Annotated in this window: 12 protein-coding genes; 8 read left to right on the forward strand and 4 right to left on the reverse strand. The window is 58.6% G+C overall.

The window, feature by feature from the left end:
* Window positions 1–5 precede the first annotated feature (5 nt).
* The 3 genes from Pan181_RS05575 to Pan181_RS05585 all read left to right on the forward strand — a co-directional run bounded on the left by Pan181_RS05575 (window position 6) and on the right by Pan181_RS05585 (window position 3,610).
* Window positions 6–740 carry a hypothetical protein gene (locus tag Pan181_RS05575; protein ID WP_145245892.1) on the forward strand — a complete coding sequence of 245 codons (735 nt, stop codon included), beginning with the start codon at window positions 6–8 and terminating at the stop codon, window positions 738–740.
* Between the two features lie 548 nt (window positions 741–1,288).
* A complete protein-coding gene (locus Pan181_RS05580; protein ID WP_391483990.1) occupies window positions 1,289–2,506 on the forward strand; it encodes an outer membrane beta-barrel protein in 1,218 nt (405 codons plus the stop codon).
* 426 nt (window positions 2,507–2,932) lie between these two features.
* Window positions 2,933–3,610, forward strand: a complete 678-nt coding sequence (locus tag Pan181_RS05585) for a helix-turn-helix domain-containing protein (RefSeq protein ID WP_197528938.1) — start codon at window positions 2,933–2,935, stop codon at window positions 3,608–3,610.
* Between the two features lie 132 nt (window positions 3,611–3,742).
* On the opposite strand, the gene Pan181_RS05590 is transcribed toward Pan181_RS05585, so the two are convergent.
* Together Pan181_RS05590 and Pan181_RS05595 are read right to left on the reverse strand one after the other, a co-directional pair.
* On the reverse strand, window positions 3,743–4,825 hold the full coding sequence (locus Pan181_RS05590) for a DUF1559 domain-containing protein (RefSeq protein WP_145245895.1): 1,083 nt from the start codon (window positions 4,823–4,825) through the stop codon (window positions 3,743–3,745).
* Window positions 4,826–4,998: 173 nt separating this feature from the next.
* Window positions 4,999–6,639: a PEP-CTERM sorting domain-containing protein gene (locus Pan181_RS05595; RefSeq protein ID WP_145245896.1), complete on the reverse strand. Its 1,641-nt coding sequence runs from the start codon at window positions 6,637–6,639 to the stop codon at window positions 4,999–5,001.
* Between the two features lie 517 nt (window positions 6,640–7,156).
* Here Pan181_RS05595 and Pan181_RS05600 point away from each other — a divergent pair.
* The 5 genes from Pan181_RS05600 to Pan181_RS05620 all read left to right on the forward strand — a co-directional run bounded on the left by Pan181_RS05600 (window position 7,157) and on the right by Pan181_RS05620 (window position 15,317).
* Window positions 7,157–8,011: a DUF480 domain-containing protein gene (locus Pan181_RS05600; RefSeq protein ID WP_231943757.1), complete on the forward strand. Its 855-nt coding sequence runs from the start codon at window positions 7,157–7,159 to the stop codon at window positions 8,009–8,011.
* Between the two features lie 187 nt (window positions 8,012–8,198).
* Window positions 8,199–9,245 (forward strand): bile acid:sodium symporter family protein, encoded by a 1,047-nt coding sequence (locus tag Pan181_RS05605; protein ID WP_231943758.1) that lies wholly within the window; start codon window positions 8,199–8,201, stop codon window positions 9,243–9,245.
* 150 nt (window positions 9,246–9,395) lie between these two features.
* Window positions 9,396–10,964: a glutamate--tRNA ligase gene (gene gltX, locus Pan181_RS05610; protein ID WP_145245899.1), complete on the forward strand. Its 1,569-nt coding sequence runs from the start codon at window positions 9,396–9,398 to the stop codon at window positions 10,962–10,964.
* A 79-nt stretch (window positions 10,965–11,043) separates the two neighbouring features.
* Entirely contained in the window at window positions 11,044–12,396 is a 1,353-nt protein-coding gene (locus Pan181_RS05615; protein ID WP_197528940.1) for a vitamin K epoxide reductase family protein, read from the forward strand.
* Window positions 12,397–12,494: 98 nt separating this feature from the next.
* On the forward strand, window positions 12,495–15,317 hold the full coding sequence (locus Pan181_RS05620) for a hsp70 family protein (protein ID WP_145245901.1): 2,823 nt from the start codon (window positions 12,495–12,497) through the stop codon (window positions 15,315–15,317).
* Window positions 15,318–15,352: 35 nt separating this feature from the next.
* Here Pan181_RS05620 and Pan181_RS05625 read toward each other — a convergent pair whose 3' ends face one another.
* Together Pan181_RS05625 and Pan181_RS05630 are read right to left on the reverse strand one after the other, a co-directional pair.
* On the reverse strand, window positions 15,353–16,993 hold the full coding sequence (locus Pan181_RS05625) for a class I SAM-dependent methyltransferase (RefSeq protein WP_145245902.1): 1,641 nt from the start codon (window positions 16,991–16,993) through the stop codon (window positions 15,353–15,355).
* 153 nt (window positions 16,994–17,146) lie between these two features.
* Window positions 17,147–18,085: a DUF1559 domain-containing protein gene (locus tag Pan181_RS05630; RefSeq protein ID WP_197528941.1), complete on the reverse strand. Its 939-nt coding sequence runs from the start codon at window positions 18,083–18,085 to the stop codon at window positions 17,147–17,149.
* Window positions 18,086–18,228: the final 143 nt, after the last annotated feature.

Here is an 18,228-nt window from a genome sequence, read left to right on the forward strand (position 1 = left end):
AAACGATGAGCGAAACCACCACGGAGTCACCGGTTCCCGAGAATTACCTGTCGGACGATGTGCAGGCGGTTGCCGAGTACCGATCGGTATCTGGCCTCGCCGTGTTGGCGGCGGTGCTCGGCGTGGCTTCGCTGGCCGCGGTTGCGACTCCCAGTTTGGTGGTGCTCCCCTTGATTGGGGTGATTTTCTCGCTCTTCGCGCTCTACAAAATCGCCCATTCCGACGGGCAGCTCGTCGGGCGTACCGCTGCTTTGACCGGCTTGGCCATGTCGCTCACTGTCGGCGCTGGCGTGCTGGTCAACGGCTGGGTCGTCAGAAGCATCCTGGCTCGCGAAGCGGCCGAATGGGGCCTCGACTGGTGCCAGTTAGTGATGGATGGCGAGCTGATCACGGCCGCGGAACTCAAGAACCCACCGACGGCCCGCCGTCCGTTCGACGATTCGCTGGCCAAGTTCTACGCCGAAAACGAGAACGCCGTGAAGGCCTTGGAGGAGTTCAAAACCAACGACGTGGTCGAGCTTTTAAGCACCGCGCCGGAGGGCTCGAAAGTGGTGCCAGGCGATTTTAAGGCCGGGCTGCGGGAGTCGTCAGGGCGGTATCTGGTGCTCCAGGAGTTCAAACTCGTGCGTCCTGGCGGGGAACCGCCAGTGGTGTTCGGCCTGCAACTTCGTCGACAGACCATCAGCGACCTGAGCGGCGGCGCCTGGTTTGTGAACGAGCAGGCGATGAGCAGCGAGTAACGCTGCTACCGGCAAGCTGCCTGCCATCGCAGGGATACCATCGACCAGGCGGAGGGGCCGAATCGAACTCGGTGGTCGCTGGCTGCTACATTTTTCTTAGCCGTTTCAGGCATTGCGACCCCTTCGCTTGGGGGGAGTTCGAGGCGCGAACTCTTAGGCTTCCGGCTTATTCGGACCTGTGTGTCCAGTAATGTTTGCCCCTCGCTGCGCCTGAGCTTTTCGCCAAGCGTTACAGCTTACCAATCTGGGGGGGGAAGTTTGAGATTCTTGCCTAAGTTGCCCCGGCAGATTTGCATGTAGGTGGTAGCAGACGTCGATATGTTCAGCGAGGCGGTTTTGTCGTTAGCGCGAACTTCGACCCGCCAGCGGCGTAGTTCGTCGTCAAATACTCCCCCCGTTCCGCGGCACATGTATGTGCAGCGACAGTCCCCGAAGAAGGAGTCTTAAAAGTGAACATTGTAAGATGGACGATGGGCTGTGCCTTGATCGCCATCAGCGCTGGCCCAGCGCTGGGGCAGTCGGCAGTCCAAACGGCATTCAACTATGATCTGACAAGCTACAACTGCGGCGAGCCCGCATGCGGCTGTGCAGACCCTGGCACTGGATGCGATGATCTTGGTTGCAGCGATGCATGTGGATGTGGCGATTCGTGCGGGCTTAACCTGTGTGGCCCTTGTTGCTTGGGTGATCCCTGGACCCTGATGGATTGCATTGATCCATGCGGTTGCAGCGCCGTCACTTTCGGTGGTTGGACCCAACTTGGTTACCACAGCGATTCGACTCGCATGTCGTCCGCTTATGGCGACCTCTTTGCCTTCAACGATGTGCCTGATGCAGTGAATCTGCACCAACAATGGTTCTATGCCGAGAAGCTTGCTGAAGCTCCTTGCTGCGGTATGGACTGGGGTTTCCGGTTCGACCTGATGTACGGTACCGACGCTCAGAAGACCCAAGCCTTCGGCAACCCCGGTGCTGCCAATGCCAATCAAGGCTCTTGGGATGCCTCGCTCGATCACGGTGTGTACGGTTGGGCCATGCCTCAGCTGTACGGTGAAGTTGCCTTCGGCGATTGGAATATCATCGCTGGTCACTTCTTCACGCTGGTTGGTTACGAAGTAGTTACCGCTCCGGACAACTTCTTCTACAGCCACGCTTACACCATGTTCAACAGCGAGCCGTTCACCCACACCGGTGCGTTGGCTACCTACAGCGGCATCGACGGTGTCGACGTGTACGCTGGTTGGACCCTTGGTTGGGACACTGGTTTCGATCAATCGAACGGTGGTAGCAGCTTCTTGGGTGGTTTCTCGACCAGCCTGACCGACGATGTTGCTTTGACCTACATTGCCACCGCTGGCAACTTCGGTGCTCGCACCGCTGGTGAAAGTGGTTACAGCCACAGCATCGTGCTGGACTGCACGCTCAGCGACAAGCTGAACTACGTGTTCCAGAGCGACTTGGTTGGTTACGACGACACCGCCGCTGGTGGTGCTTTTGGTGCCCAGGTTGGTATCAACCAATACCTGTTCTACACCATGAGCGATTGCCTGGCTGCTGGTGCTCGTGTTGAATGGTGGAAGAGCGACGGAATCGTGGCCGCTGACAACAGCACCAGCCAGTACGGTATCACCTACGGCCTGAACTACAAGCCGCACGCCAACGTAGTGATTCGCCCCGAAGTGCGTCACAACTGGTTGCCAGCCGATGCTACTCTGCCTGACTTCAACCAAACCGTGTTCGGTATCGACGCGATCCTGACCTACTAAGGTTAATCGTCATCGGTTGTCCTGACGGAGATACAGCCCACAGGACTTAGCATCAAAGCCGGCAACCGATCACAACATGAACCCCACAAAGCCGGGGCTCCTCGAAAGGGGAGTCTCGGTTTTTTTGTGCGCGCAAGGATTGGTCGCAGGACGTTGTTACGTTGCCGGCTATTGGGCCGGTTCAGAGGATCGTAGCACGACACTCCGTGTCGTTTGCCTTCGTGGGGGAATGGAGGCTCTGTCCGGCTCTCTATGGCTGACCTTCTTCCGCTTTCGACGGCTCGGTGTGTCGAGCTGCTTTCTGCAAGCGATGGCGAAATGGGTTGTTTTTTCGCACAGTTTTCATTGGGAAATGGCCACTTCATCTGCTATAAACGGGAGAGATACAAATGTATAGTTAGTTGCCTGTTAGAGAGGAGTGTTTGTGTGGCTAGAAAACATGTGTTAGACGAAGTGAAACAGCGGGAAATCTGCGCGCTCATCACCGCCGGCATGAGCTTGCGGAAGGTCGCCCGCTACGTCGGTTGCGATCGCAAGACCATCTATCGCGAGCGGCAGGCCGACCCGGAGTTTGATCGCCGGGTGCGGCGGGCGGAGATGGCGGCCGACTTGACGCCGCTCGAACTGATGCGGCGGGCAGCGGCCACGCACTGGCGGGCGGCCGCCTGGATGCTGGAACGCCGGGAACGTCGCGAAGCGGCCCGGCAGCACGTGGTCGACAAGCGCGCAATGAGCGACGACGACCTCGATGGCATGGCCCGCGAGGTGCAGCGGATCGTCGATTCGGCGATGCTCGGACCGTACCAGGGACCGATCGTGAAGCAGCAGATCTCGCTGTTATTCAATTGCGCGAAGACCGGGCGAGTCGATTTCCAGCAACCTCGGCAGCTTGTGGAGGAGAATCCTGGCGAGTCGGCTCCAATCCAGCCGGACCTCGAGCAATCGATCGCGTTCCTCGAACAGCGATTCGCCGAACGCGAGAGTCGGGAGCGTTTTGCCCCCACTCTCGAGCAGCCTGGGGCGAAACGCCAGGCGGGCGATTCGCGGCAACTTGAAAAAGTGCCAGTAAATCAAGGTTCGCAGCGAGAATCGCGGCCGGGGTAAACCAAGAATAAAGCCCCCACGAATCGATTTGCCGATTCTGGGGGCATTAGAACCTCCGAGAGTTCGCTATTCGCTAAGAGGGGGTTCCCGCTTCCTCCCCCCGATCGCGGAAGGTTGAGAGCCTCGGTGCAACTAATCAATCTCGGTAATCTGGCCGTCGGTTCGATGCCCGAAACGATTGAACAGGTCTTGGTCGACATCGTAGGCCAGGCCATGCACCGAGCCATCGGAGAATAGCGCGTTAAAGCCACCTGGATGGGCAGATCCAAAGCAAAAGCCGTACTCCCGTGAGTCGAGTTTGCGTTCGTAGCCGTGGAAAGTAGCAGTCACTTGGAAACTCTCTACCGCACTGGCCAAGACATCAGGACCTACGGGGAACATCGTGGAGCGAATGTTGTCGGGGTCCCAGCCATCGGACCATCCGCGATCGTCGTGCCATGCACCTCCCAGGTATTCGTCGCTGAGCAGTCGTTTTTCGGCAATGACCAACGTGTGACTCAAGCCGTCGGTGATCTTCGCCGGTCGAGTGGGACGGGTGTTGCCAGGATTGTAGGAAGGTCTCGCTGAAGCACCGCGAGCCCCCCCCTCGCTGGGGACTGTCCAACTCGTACGCACAATGACTCCCTGGAATTCCCAGCCTTTTTCGACATCCCAGATGCAGGAATAGTCGCCACATGACTGACTCCCCCAAAACTCTCCTTGATGGCAGAAGCTGCCGACCGCTCCGTCGACTAGTGGATAGTCGCCGGGAGTGGCCGCTGCATAGTCGCTCAAGTATCGCTGCGAAGAGGGGTGGCGAGTGACCCCTCGGCGGGTAGGACAGTTAAAGAGACCCACAGGAGTTTGCGAAATCTGCGAGGTACTTCCAAGCTCGTGAATCGCTCCCTGTTCCAAATAGGGAAGAAGCTGAAAAGCCCAACCTAGTCCCTGTTTATCAGGGCCGTTGATCGTGCCATTATTACTGTAGTCTTCGATGTCGGGATGAGGAACGTTTCCGCCAGTGGGGAATACTTTGCGACTATCTAAGTGATTATGGAGAGCCAATCCCATCTGTTTGAGCTGGTTGACGCACTGTGTGCGACGCGCCGACTCTCGAGCCGCTTGCACCGCAGGCAGCAATAAGGCGACCAGAATACCGATAATGGCAATGACTACCAGCAATTCAACCAGCGTGAAGGCCCGTGTTGGGGACACTTCGTATCGAAACCGTAACATAGGACAACATCCTTTACATATCCGGCAAGGTGAAGCGTGAGAAGAGGTTTCGTAGGTGTCTGGTCGAAGGTGCTTTGGGTTTAGAGCGAGCAATAAAGTAGAACGCGGCTACTTGCTGCCCAAGGTAGCCGCGTTCATGTTGGAAAAGGTAAGGTGTAATGAGTAGGCGAACGTTAGCCGTTGCAACGACGGGCGATCGTACCCGCACCAACCAATCCCAGAAGTGTCAATACAATCGTGCTCGGTTCGGGCACCGTGCTGGTCGAAAGCGATCCGCCGCCGAGCGAGGTGCCGAAGTTCTGTTTCCAGACCGTGTAGTCGTCCATGGTGACTTCACCTGGAGTAACTCCAGAACCTTCGTTGGGCAGCGAGATCGTCGCGCCCAGGTTGTCGCGCCATACCGTGTAGTCGGCCAGGTCCACGAAGCCATCGTTGTTGTAGTCGCCCGACAAGTCGATCGCTTCACCCACTACCGACAACGTCACTGCGTTGTTCGTCGCGTAGTCGATTTCCCAACTCAAACCAGCGGTCAACGGAGCGAGCGAAAAATCGGTTGCTTCGAACTGCCCGATAATCGAACCCGAGGAGGCATTGATGTTGTGTTCGAGCACGTCGTTCGAATCGATCACCCCATCGAAAGTCAGGTCGAGATCCCCTTCGGCGGTTACCATTTCGTCGATGGCGGCCACGGCGTCGGTCAGATCCGCACCGGCTTGAATCAAGGTCCAGCTATCGCCAGATACTGGGGAGTAGCCATTGAGTTCGACTTGCAGTTGACCGTTGCCGATATCGGCATTGCGGCCCACGAGGATCGGGGTGTGCTCGGTACCGGTGATCTCGGTGATCAGAGTTGCCGATTGGAAAATGTCATTGGGATCGAACAGCAGATCCAAGCCAACCGCAATTACCGCATCGCCGCCGGTGATGCGGAGTTCATGGCTGCCGGACACCGAGCTGGCATCGGCAACACTGCCCCAGTCCATGCCGCGGCCGACATACAGGTTGTTGCCGCGAGCGTCGCCGGTTTCGTTGGTGCCGTCGCCGGTGATGGCGAGGCCACCGCCGCTGATGTTGATTTGCGAGCCGCCAATACGGTTGCCCATGGCAAAAGCGTTGCTGACTTGCACGACGCCGCCGGTGAAGTTCATGATGCCCATCCGGTCGCCGGAAATATCGCGATCGCTATTGGGTTTGCCACCGTCGCCGATTTCGAAGTCGCCGCCACGTTGGTCGTAGACGCCCCCCGATTGATTCCAGATGCCGGTGCCAAACTTACCGATGACCGTGTAGACGCCTTCCATGTTACCACCAGTGAAATTCAACGTACCGGTACCGTTGCGACCGAGCTGAAAGTCGTCGCCGGAGCGAGTTGCACCACCGTTGACGTTATAGGTGCCAAGACCAGATGCTCCACCGGAGTTGTCGTGCCCACCGACGAAAATGCTCTGGCCCGAGAAGTTGTTGTCGAGATAACCATCTTCGATCGTAATGGTGCCGGTGCCCAATTTACCGATTTCGATCTGACGAGGTTGAACGTCAGATCCATCGATGATGAGCGTACCGCTACTGCCGGAGCCTTCGGCAATGATGAGGTTGTTCAGATCCACAACGTCATCAACGGTGAGTTGAGCGGTGCCGCCGTTGCTGATCGAGGCAACGGTGCCCGAATCGGGGACGCCGCTCGACCAGTTCGAACTTACAGTAAAATCACCAGTGGTCCCAACCCACGAGGTTTGCGCAGTAGCAAACTGGGGGGTAAGAGTGACCATCGAGCAGCAGGTTGCCAACACAACAACCAAACAGTGAGTCTTCATGATGAAGTTCTCCAGTTAGAAAATAGAACCAAGCTTGAAGGACGGTAAGTTACCCTACAATGATGAAGAGGTAATGAAGAGATTATGCAAAAATACTAAACCGGGTCGCAATCTATTAATTGGACCTAGAGGGAAGAATTTGAATCTTTTCTACGAAGAGTCAACCATTCAAAAAAGTAAGGATCACACCGAGACTTGTTAGCCAACCCCCCAACCGTTCGCGATTCGTCTTAAAAAGTTTATGGAGTTGTCGCTTGCCAAGCCGGAAGCTGAATAGCTGTGAGTTCCCCAGGCGAAGACGAAAAGGAGTGCATCATCATGGCCGCTCACCACTGTCGACAGAAGAGAAACCTTGGGCTATTTGGAGCGTCGAAAGCCCCTCATGCAAGAGGAAAACCGGCGACTACTCCCCCCCGATCGTGGGTGCAGGGGCGCTTGTCTCGTTGCGATAATCCCCTTACGCTTGAAAGCTGGCACGCAAGTTGCTTAACTCCCACTTTTCAGGATGCCTATAACCATGGATGCAGAAGATTCTTCCCCCAAGTGGACTCAACTCGAAGCCAACGAACGGCGCGTACTCGGCGTACTGATCGAGAAAGCCAAAACCACGCCCGACGCGTACCCACTCACCCTCAAAGGCTTGGTGACCGGTTCGAATCAAAAGAGGAACCGGTTTCCGCAAATGACTTTGGAGGAAGACCATGTGGAGGACGCGATCGACTCGCTTCGTACCAAGGGAGCGGTATCGATCATCCAAGGCGATGGTCGAGTCGAAAAGTACCGGCACTTGGCCTACGACTGGCTCGGCGTGAGCAAAGTCGAGCTGGCTATCATGGGCGAACTGTTGCTCCGCGGCGCGCAAACCATCGGCGAACTCCGTGGTCGCGCGGCTCGCATGGAGCCGATCAAAGGCATGGCCGAGTTGGGCCCGCTGCTGGAGAGTTTGCTGTCGAAGTCGCTGGTCGTGTATCTCACACCTCCCGGGCGAGGGGCAGTGGTCACGCACAACCTGTATCAGCCGCGCGAGATGGATAAGGTGCGCCGCGAGCATGGCGTAGCGATGCCTGGCGACACAAGCGACTCGGCCCCTTCGGTCACGCCGCCGGCGGCGAGTTCCGGATCGGATGCGGCGAGTCTGTCGTCGCCAGCGACGACGTCGTCGAATCCCGCAGCGGATAAACCACCGGTTGTAGCGACTTCGCCACCCACGGCAGTGGCAGGCGGGCCTTCGGCGGCTGCCGAGTTGGCCGGACTCCGCGAAGAAGTCGCTCACCTGCGGAGCACGCTGGCGGCGTTCCAGGACGAAGCCGAGCAGAGCATTGCCGATTTGCAGCAGCAATTGGCCGACTTACAGCGTCAGCTTGGCGTTTAACGGATAGGAGTAAGGAGGGTGGTGCCAAAAAGTATCGTGTTTTATAGTTCGAAACCAAGGTGGCGGGCAAAGCTAGCTGGCTGCTAAACTGCTAGTTGTAGGCCGGAGCAACCCTGAGCTGCCGGCACCTTTTGTGTCTGCAGCAGTGAACTGGCCTTCTGGAATGGTGGAGCGGATTCTTCAGCGAGTGAGTCAAGCCATTCGGCACCGCCTGCCGCTGTTGCTGGTGGTTTGCTACGCGGTTGCGCTACTGGTTCCCGCGCCAGGGCAGTGGATTCATGATCTCAAGCTGCCGACTTCGTGGCCCGAACTCGCCCGCCCGAACGTTTCGCAGCTGATGGTAGCAGTGCTGCTGTTCCTCGCCGCGTTGGGGGTGGAGGTTCGGCGGTTACCGCTCGTGGGTCGACGCCCGCTACTGGTGGTGTTGATCCTGGCCGCAGTCTGGCTGGTGCCGGCGCTAGTGGTAATGCTCGTGTGGTGGGTCATGCCGCTGGTGATCGACGCCGGCATGGCAACCAAGCTGCTGATGGGATTTGTGCTGGTGGCCGCGATGCCGGTCGCCAACTCGGCGGCTGCCTGGACTCAGCAGTCGCGAGGCGAGTTGCCCTGGGCGCTCGCGATGGTCGTGCTATCGATCGTCGCCTGCCCTTGGATGATTCCGCTGGTGTTAAAACTGATGGGGCTCTCCTTCTCCGAGGGAGAAGCCGACGCGCTCAAGGCGCTGACTGCTAGCTTTACGGGGTTGCACTTTGTGGTCTGGGTGCTGCTACCAACCGCGGCAGGCATCGTGACTCGATGGATCGTCGGTCGCGAACGCGTGGCGAAGCATCGCCCCGAGGTGTTGCTCACCAGTGCGATTACCCTGCTGGTGCTCAACTACATCAACGCTGCGTGTGCTTTGCCTAAGATGGCCGACGACTTCCGCATCGGCTGGCTGGTGTTCTGCGTTGCTCTCGCGAGCGGGCAGTGCCTGGTTGGCCTGGGAGCTTCGCAGCTACTCGGCGAAGCCTTCCGCGTGCCGAGCGGAACGACCACCGCGCTCAACTACGCTCTGACCATGAAGAACACCGGCCTGGCGGTTGCCTTGGCCAGTCGGGTGCTCGAAGGACATGAGATCCTGTTGCTGCCGGTGTTCACCACCACGCTGGTGCAGCACCTGTTTGCCGGTGCGTTACATCGCCGGTCGATGGCCCGGGTCGAGAAGGAATTGGCCCAGCCGCCCGAGTCGGAATAGCCACTGGCCGCCCGTTCGGCATCGTCAACTGGCGAGTTTACCCAGCCTACGCCGGCCGACTGGCATGGAGTAGAATGCGGTACTTTGCCCGTTTCATTGAATTCCACATAGCGCCAGGCCCAGAAGCCTGGTCGAATCCGTAGAGTTGCCATGTCCGTTCGAACACGTTTTGCTCCTAGTCCCACCGGCTACTTGCACATCGGTGGAGTGCGTACCGCCTTGTTTAACTGGCTGTTTGCCAAAGGTCGGGAGGGAGAATACCTGCTGCGAATCGACGATACCGATCAGATGCGCAACGTGGAGGAAGCGCTGGAGCCCATTCTGCATGGATTCCGTTGGTTGGGACTCGACTGGGATGAAGGACCAGGAGTCGACGGTCCTTACGCGCCGTACTTCCAATCGCAGCGGGCGGAGCGTTACAAAGCGGCGGTCGAGAAACTGCTGGAGGTCGGCGCAGCGTATCGCGACTTCGCCACGCCGGACGAGTTGGCCGCCGAGCGCGAAGCCGCCGAGAAGGCTGGCACCTCGGTGCGATACAGTCGAACCTGGATGGCCGAGACCGACGAGCAAGCGGCCAAGTATGCCGCCGAAGGTCGCGCGGGAGTCGTGCGGTTGAAGATGCCGACCGAGGGTACCTTGGAAATCAACGACCTGGTCCGTGGCAAAGTGAGCTTCGATTGGGGCCGCGAGCAAGACCACGTGATTCAGCGCGCGGATGGTTCGTGCTTGTACCACCTGGCAACCGTGGTCGACGAGCATGACTTCAACATCTCGCACGTGATTCGCGCTGAAGAGCACCTGTCGAACACTCCGCGCCAGGTGTTCATCGCCCAGCAGTTGGGCTACGAGGTTCCTGCGTTCGCCCACGTGCCGTTTGTCGCCGAGCCTGGTAGTAAGAACAAACTGAGCAAGCGGAAGCTCGACAAGTACCTGAAGAATCGCGACTTCGCCGCGCTCAACGCGCACGGGCAGAAGATCGCCGAACGCTTAGGACTGGAGACCGCCGCCGAGACCTTCAATCCCGTGATTGTTGATTTCTACGAGCAGGTCGGCTTCCTGCCCGATGCGATTCTCAATTATCTGGTGCTGCTCGGCTGGTCGCTCGACGATTCGACCGAAGAGTTCACCCGCGAAGAGATGATTCAGCACTTCTCGCTCGAACGCGTGAATCGCGCACCAGCGAGCTTCGATGCCCAGAAGCTGCTGGCGTTCCAGCAGCGGGCGATGAACGCGTTGCCGAAGAAGCAGAAGGTTTCGCGGTGCATCGATTTCCTGCAGCAAGCCAAGCTGGTCGCCGAACCGGCGCCGTGCGACATGGCCGACTACGTGGGGCAGATCGTCGACGCAGCCAGCGATCGTTTGACGGTGTTTGGCGATATCCTGGATTTCGACGACTTCTTCACCGCTGACGATCAACTGGTCTACGACGAGAAGGCGTACGAAAAACGGCTCGTGAAACCCGATGATGCAGCGGAGTTGCTGCAGGCGTTTCGCACCGATCTGGCCGCTGTAGAGCCTTTTGATGCAGAAAGTCTCGACAAGGCTCTGCACGCGTTTGTCGAGGCCAAGGGCATCAAGATCGGCCAAATCATCCACGCCTTGCGGGTCGCGGTCACGGGCAAGGGGGTTGGCTTCGGGATGTTCGAAACCCTGGCGATTCTCGGCCGCGAGCGAGTTTTGGCCCGAATCGATCATACGCTTCAGCGGCTGGCAGATTAGTCGAACGGTGGAACCGCGGCGCCTGCTGGCATGCTACAATGGAGGACCTGGTTTCCTCGCTTCGAAAGTGGTATCCGCGGTGAATACGCCGACAAAAATACTTGCTGCGATCATGACGCTGGTAGCGTTGGCTGCCGCCGGTGTGGCTGCGTATTTGGCCTTCGAGTCGCTAACCGGTGGAGTGATCGCCGGATGCGATGGCAGTGCGACCTTCGACTGCGATAGCGTACTGGCTACCGCCTGGTCGCGATGGCTTGGCATTCCCGTCGCACTACCTGGCGCACTGCTCTACCTAACCATTGCCGTAGTGGTGTGGTTCGCCGCCCGCGACCCGCTGGGCATGCCGATGCAGGTGCTGGTGGCCTTGGTCACCTTGGCGTTCGGCGCGGCTGCCTGGTTCGTGAGTTTGCAGACGTTTGTGATTGAGAGTTGGTGTCGCTACTGCCTGATGGTGCATAGCGGAGGAGTATTGATGGTACTGCTCACTGCAGTGCTGATCGTCGTCGCCCGCCGAGCACAGCGGTTGCCGCAGTCGCTAGTCGATAGCGGAGCAGCCATTCCCGCCATGATGGATAGTCGCTCGACGAATCTAATGGCATGGTTCGGTAGCATTGCTTTAGGATTGCTGGGAGTCGGCATGTTGGCGGTTGGGCAATGGCTGACCGCAACGGAGCTGAACGCTCCGCTCGAAGAGATCGCACTGACAAGCAACTCCGCAAGCACAACCGACAACGAGGAAACACCAACGACCGAAGCGCCCGACTTCATGGACAACGGCCCCAGTGAACCCGAGGAAGAGACTCCTGTTACTAACAGTGCCAAACCAAGTCGCCTCAAGGCGTTTACAGCCTTGGAGCGGCCGATCGATCTCTATGAGTATCCGATGCTGGGAGATCCCGAGGCTCCGCAGGTGCTGATCGAGATGCTCGATTACAACTGCAAGCATTGCCGACGACTGCATCCTCGCTTGCTCGCCGCCCGCGAGCGATATGGCGACGATCTGGCGATCGTGCTGTGGTTCACTCCGCTGGAAAGTGCTTGTAACAGTCACCTGGCACCCGGGTTTAAAGGGCATCGCGATTCATGCGAGTACGCCCGCCTGTCGTACAGTGTCTGGCACCTAGCCCCTGAGAAGTTCGAGGAGTATCACAACTGGTTGATGGAGGGCGTAGCCCCGCCCACGATGGCCAACGCCAGGAAAGAGGCTTTTCGTTTGGTTGGCGATCGCGTGTCGCTCGACAACGATCTGAAGCAATCGGTGCTCAAGCAAATCAGTTGGCAATGCGACCAATGGAGCAAGATTGAAACACACCTGCCCATCGTGGTGTTTCCCGATTCAGCGGTGCGCGGCGTCGGCGAGAGCGACGAGCAGGTATTTAAGCTGTTCGAGCAGAAACTCGACGTAACACCGCAGGCGACTGACGTTCCGTAGTCGGTTGCTTCCTATTCGATCAAACCGAGCCACCATCGCTGCAGGGCATCGGCTCGACAAGACAAACATTCAACGTTAGCAAGCGACCTTTTAGAGTTATGGATCAGCCGACTTCCCACGATCAGGACGATCAGCAACGCCCTAGCCGCTACGTGGTGGGCATCGACCTGGGCACAACGAACTCTGCGATGGCGTACGTCGATACGCACGAGCAGCCTTGGCAAGTCCGCACATTGGCAGTGCCTCAGTTGGTCGCCCCGTTCGAAGTCGCTTCGCGCGATACGCTTCCATCGTTTCACTATCAGGGTACCGCTGCCGAGGTGGAAGCTGGCGGGCTGCAGGTGCCGTGGGTGGAGTCCGATTCCGCGAACTGGGCGGTCGGGGTGCTCGCCCGCGATGAAGGGACCGCCAAGCCGGGGCGGCTAATTGCCTCGGCCAAAAGCTGGTTGTGCCATGCCGGCGTAGATCGCACGAGCGAGCTGTTGCCATGGCAAGGCGACGCGGACGTCGAGCGATTGTCGCCGGTGGATGTGACCTCGCGGTACCTCGCTCACCTGCGTGAAGCATGGCAGCAAGCGTTCCCCAAGTTTCCACTCGCCGAGCAAGACGTGGTGGTCACGCTGCCGGCTTCGTTCGACGAAGTCGCCCGCGAACTAACCGTTGCCGCGGCGAAGCGGGCGGAGTTGCCGCGGGTGTTGTTGATCGAAGAACCTCAGGCGGCGTTTTACGCCTGGGTGGATCGCCATGCCGAGTCGTGGCAACAACTCGTTACCGCGGGACAGAAGATCCTGGTGTGCGACGTTGGTGGAGGAACCTCCGACTTCACGCTAATCCGTGTACGGGGCCGCGAAGACTCCGGCGACGTGGAGTTCCATCGCGTCGCTGTTGGCGAGCACCTGATTCTCGGCGGCGACAATCTCGATCTCGCTCTCGCCCGTCATGTCGAGCAGCGACTCGCCGGCGATGGCAAGCTGCCGCCTGAGCAGTGGGAAGTATTGGTCCGCACGGCTCGCCGGGCCAAGGAGACTTTGCTCGGCGACAACCCGCCTGAGTCGCTTACCATCAACCTGCCAGCGGCCGGCTCGAAGCTCATCGGCGGTGGGTTGCAAGTGGAGGTTACGCGGAGCGAGGTGGAGCAGTTGCTCGTCGATGGATTCTTGCCGCGCACCGAGCTTGGCGAACGACCCACCCGGCGGCAATCTGGTTTTCAGGACTTTGGACTTCCCTACGCAGCCGACGCTGGCATCACTCGCTACCTGGCTGCGTTCCTCGAAGCCCACCGCACGACTGGCGACGACGAGCCGACAACGGAGCACGATCCCGCCCGACCCGATTTGGTGTTGTTCAACGGCGGCTTCTTTGCCTCGCCGATGCTTCGCGAGCGGTTGATCGAAGTGGTCAGCAGCTGGTTTGATGATGGTAGCCAGTGGCAGCCGGTGGTGCTCGATCACGATCGGCTCGACTTGGCCGTCGCCCGCGGGGCTGCCTATTATGGGATGGTCCGACGCGGGGAAGGGGTCGGTATCACCGCCAACCTGGCTCGAAGCTACTACATTGGGCTGGCGGGCGAAAAACCACAGGCGGTGTGCCTGGCTCCGGGCAGTGCCTCGGCTGGTCAGGATTTTGAACTCCCCAGTACGTTTCAACTCACGCTGGCCGAGCCGGTGGAGTTCCCGTTGTACGTTTCCAGCACACGTCTCGTCGATCCACCTGGCACCATTGTTCCGGTCGACCAGGCAGAGCTGAAGCCGTTGCCGCCGATTCGCACGGTGCTCGATGCAGGGCGGAAACGCGATCCGCAAACCGTCGACGTGCACCTGCACGCCCACCTGACCGAAATCGGAGCGCTCGAGCTTTCGTGCCGGGCGGTCGATAGCAATGCCAGCTGGCGGTTGCAGTTTGACGTTCGGTCGACCACCCAAACCGACATGGCCGCCCATGAGTCGGCCGCCGAAGGAGAGGGCATTGTCGATGAACAACTCGTGGAGTCGTGCCGCGCGGCGATCGCCTCGGTGTTCGACAAACCCGCCGAGCTAAAGCCTTCGAAGCTGATGCCTAAGCTCTCCGACGTGCTCGAGGCTCCGCGCCATGAGTGGCCGACTTCGGTGCTGCGACGGATGTGGGAGCTATTGATGGAAGTCGAACCAGGACGTCGGCAGTCGCAGCAGCACGAATCGCGTTGGCTCAACCTAGTGGGATACTCGCTTCGCCCTGGCTATGGCTACGCGGTCGACGACTGGCGGGTGACTGAAACCTGGCGTACGGTTCGCAATCGCTTGGCGTTTCCCGCTTCGCAGGCGGAGTCGCTCATCCTCTGGCGGCGGATCGCAGGCGGGCTCACCGCGGGGCAGCAGCTCACCATCGCCGAACCGTTGCTGGCTGGCATTCGGGCGCTCGCTCGGCGATTCTCCGGTGGCAAGGCAGGCAACACGACCGCGGCGTTCGATCCGGCTCAATCACCGGAAGTGTGGCGATTAGTCGGCTCGCTCGAGTTACTGCCGGTGCCGATCAAAACCGAAATCGGTAGCATCGTGGTCGACCTGCTTCCCAAGCGTAAGCTCGAAAAAGTAAAGCACGCGATGCTGTGGACTGTGGGCCGACTGGGCCAGCGAGTGCCGGTGCATGGGCCACTCAACACGCTGGTATCGGCCGCGCGAGCAGGCAAGTGGCTCGATGCAGTGCTCGAGCTGGCGGCCGACGACGCGATGACTCCGCTAGTCGTGATGCAACTCGCCCGCATGACCGGTGATCGCCATCGCGACCTGGAGCAGTCGAAACGCGAGCAGGCAGCCAACTGGCTAGAGCAACGCAATGCGGCCGCGCATCTGGTCGAGCTGGTTCGTCATGGCGGAACGCTCGATCACGAAGAGCAAAGCCAAGTGTTTGGGGAAGCCCTTCCGAGTGGACTTCGCCTGCGTTAGGGTTCCGTGTGCTTCCTCGAACGAAGCTAGCACGGCTACATCCACAACCAGGCTTCGCTCGGCTCGGTCACCGCTGGCGGGAAGCCTTCGGGCCGCGAACGGAACCCGAACGCCCAGTTCGGCGCTTCGAGCAGCATGTCCTGATTGGCCGTGCCGCAAAAACGATGCCCGCAGCCGGGGAACTCCACGTACTCCCGCATGCCTGCCGAAAGTGCTTCCTGGTAATACCAGAATGCTTGCTGTGGCAGCACGGTTTCGTCGGAGTCGCCAATGAGCACATGCACGTTGCCGGTAAACTTGCGATAGTGTTCGGCAAAGCGGTCGAGCGGTACATCGCGCGACGGAGCGGCCAAGAGCAACGAGTCGATCTCAGGAAATTCCGAGGTGACTGCCGCAGCAGCACCAGCGCTCGACGAATAAGCTAGCAGGCGGATCTTGGGATTCTCGATGCCGCAGATGTGAGTCGCTTCCCGGCGGATGAGCAAGATCGCCGCGCGAAGTTTTTCGATCAGGAAATCAGCGTATTTACATTTGTTGTCGTACGGATCGTTGTACCGCACCACTGCACCGAGTCGTTCATCGGCAATACGACTGGCAAGTGCCCGATAGGGGAATAGCTCGCCTGCTAGCGAATCGCAAGCACCGGGGCAGATGACAATCACGTTGTCGGCGGCAATCGCATGCACGGCCATATCGATTTCGTAGCCGTGCCCACCAACTTCGATATCGACGCTCGTAATGCGGTAGGGAGCGAAATCGGAACCTTCGGCAGGGCGGTGCACCAGGGCGCCGTTCGATTCCTCTTTTACCAGGTGGCACGACCCGTACGGCGAGCCAAACTGGAAGTCGAGCTTGTTCCCCTGCATGTCGTAATGCGGGTTCTTGCCGTAGTGCGACGCGATATAGATGCGGTCGGAATTGTCCATGCTTTTGATCGTGAAGCCCTTGGAGAACATAGCGAACGCTTCCAGGCCGACCCCAAATCGAATGAGGTCGTTATTGGACTTCGTGAATCGTAGATGGCCAAACTCTCCAAGTAAAGCTCGATCGTCGTCGTCGCTGTAGTAGGGAACCACGTGGAAATCCATCGGGCAAATGTCACCCGCTCGCTGGCTTTCCTCCAGGAACTTCGCAAACTTGGCATTGCCGGCCGATTCGGTCTGCTTGATGTCTTCCGGCGACTCCTCGAAGCGGAGTAGATAGCCAGGGAAGTGCAGGTAAGCACGGCCGCCGACTGCTAGCAGTTCGTTGTGGATGCGCTCGACTGCTTCGAGCTTATGCCAGAAGTAGTGAAAGGCATAAACCGAGAGAATCAGATGGAACTTGGTGTCGCCGAAGTCGTAGCTGTTCAGGCCACCGTACAGCATCCGCTCTTCGGGAATATACATCTGCTCATAGCGATTGAGTCCCATGCCCCAGAACTCAAAGTCATCGATATCGGCGCCCGCTTGGTCTAAGCTTTGCGATAGTTGAGCAAGTGCTTTTCCACTACCACAGCCTACATCAAGAATACGAACCGGCCCATCGGTATTCGCGGCCAGTTCCTTGCAAACCGATACGAGATTCACATCGAGGATAGCGTTGTAGCCATAGTTCGAAATCAACCCGCGATCGTGAGTTGCGTTACGGTTGTACTCGACAACCCAGTTCCATAGTTCAGATTCTGTTTTAGGCATGCGGGCAGTATACAGGTGAGTAAGTTTACCTGCAATTCGGTGCCCGCTTGAGCAGTGCTGCTTTGCTCTGGGAAGAGATGGTCATCGCGTTAGAGCAAGAAAAGTACATTGAAGACTTTTGTGTCTCTAACGCGATGACCTGTGTTGAACACGCTAAAAATCAATAATGTTCCCGTCGGCAATCGCCGAGAGGTTGCCTAGCGTGGTGATATCGGTCTCGTTGTCGATCGCATCGACATGACCATCCACGTACACAAACATGGTGATGCCAGGATGTGGTCCACCGAACGATTCGCGAGCCGCATCGACTCCAGCATTATCCACTTCGGTACCATCTTCGCGCAACCCACGCGTCGGCACACCCATGACGGTATGAGGATTGTCGCCCGCAAGAAACGCGGTATCACCTTGCCAGTAGTGCTCGCCGACTGAAGAGACATCCTCGGTGATTTCTGGAAGGTGACGCTCGCCGATTGCCAAGGTGTTGGAACTGCCGTCGGTGATACGACGCATCTTGATCTTCGAGTAGGTGAAGATCGGCCCCGCCTTGGTTAGATCCGTGTGACGATTGTAATGTTGCGAACTTTCGGTGTTGTTCTCCATGCCAATGCGAAGTTCGTGACCAGCATTCGCGGCGTAGTCGCCACGTGTGCCAGCGTTTGGAGTTTGCGTCGGCGAGTCGTCGTTGTCAAAGTCGCGATCGGCTGCCGGACGACGACGACTTGGGCATGCAAACACTTCGATTGGCGTGCGCATAGCGGCCGCATTGTCGACACTATCAACGCGCTCGCCTTTGACGAACGAATCGTGCACCGCTTGCTCTTCGAGCATCGGCAACAATTGAAACGCCCACGACTGACCGTAGGGGCTGGTGTCGTTGCGAGCGGAAGGGAAGACCTTCTTTTGGTCGTGATGCATCTGCAACGCCAATCCGATTTGCTTGAGCTGATTCGTGCATTGCGAGCGACGCGCCGACTCGCGCGCGGCTTGTACCGCAGGTAGAAGAAGGGCAACTAGAATGCCAATGATCGCGATGACCACCAACAACTCAACAAGCGTGAATCCACGCCGCGCAGCATACTTGCTTCGCATAGCGAACCTCATTCGAACAGGAGGGAGGGGGGCCGCAGGAAGGAGCCTGCAGCGGAAGGATGGCGATATTTTAAGGAACCGCAAATCGGGATGCAACTTTTGGAAGTTGCGAGTTGCGAGGAATCTCGCGCAACAGAAAAACC

Source organism: Aeoliella mucimassa, assembly GCF_007748035.1.
GTDB lineage: Bacteria > Planctomycetota > Planctomycetia > Pirellulales > Lacipirellulaceae > Aeoliella > Aeoliella mucimassa.

What these genes read in the sequence shown, in the direction of transcription:
- Pan181_RS05590 (WP_145245895.1), bottom strand. Translation starts at nt 4,825, where the DNA reads ATGTTACGGTTTCGATACGAAGTGTCCCCAACACGGGCCTTCACGCTG.
- Pan181_RS05600 (WP_231943757.1), top strand. Translation starts at nt 7,157, where the DNA reads ATGGATGCAGAAGATTCTTCCCCCAAGTGGACTCAACTCGAAGCCAAC.
- Pan181_RS05625 (WP_145245902.1), bottom strand. Translation starts at nt 16,993, where the DNA reads ATGCCTAAAACAGAATCTGAACTATGGAACTGGGTTGTCGAGTACAAC.
- Pan181_RS05595 (WP_145245896.1), bottom strand. Translation starts at nt 6,639, where the DNA reads ATGAAGACTCACTGTTTGGTTGTTGTGTTGGCAACCTGCTGCTCGATG.
- Pan181_RS05620 (WP_145245901.1), top strand. Translation starts at nt 12,495, where the DNA reads ATGGATCAGCCGACTTCCCACGATCAGGACGATCAGCAACGCCCTAGC.
- Pan181_RS05630 (WP_197528941.1), bottom strand. Translation starts at nt 18,085, where the DNA reads ATGCGAAGCAAGTATGCTGCGCGGCGTGGATTCACGCTTGTTGAGTTG.
- Pan181_RS05575 (WP_145245892.1), top strand. Translation starts at nt 6, where the DNA reads ATGAGCGAAACCACCACGGAGTCACCGGTTCCCGAGAATTACCTGTCG.
- gltX (WP_145245899.1), top strand. Translation starts at nt 9,396, where the DNA reads ATGTCCGTTCGAACACGTTTTGCTCCTAGTCCCACCGGCTACTTGCAC.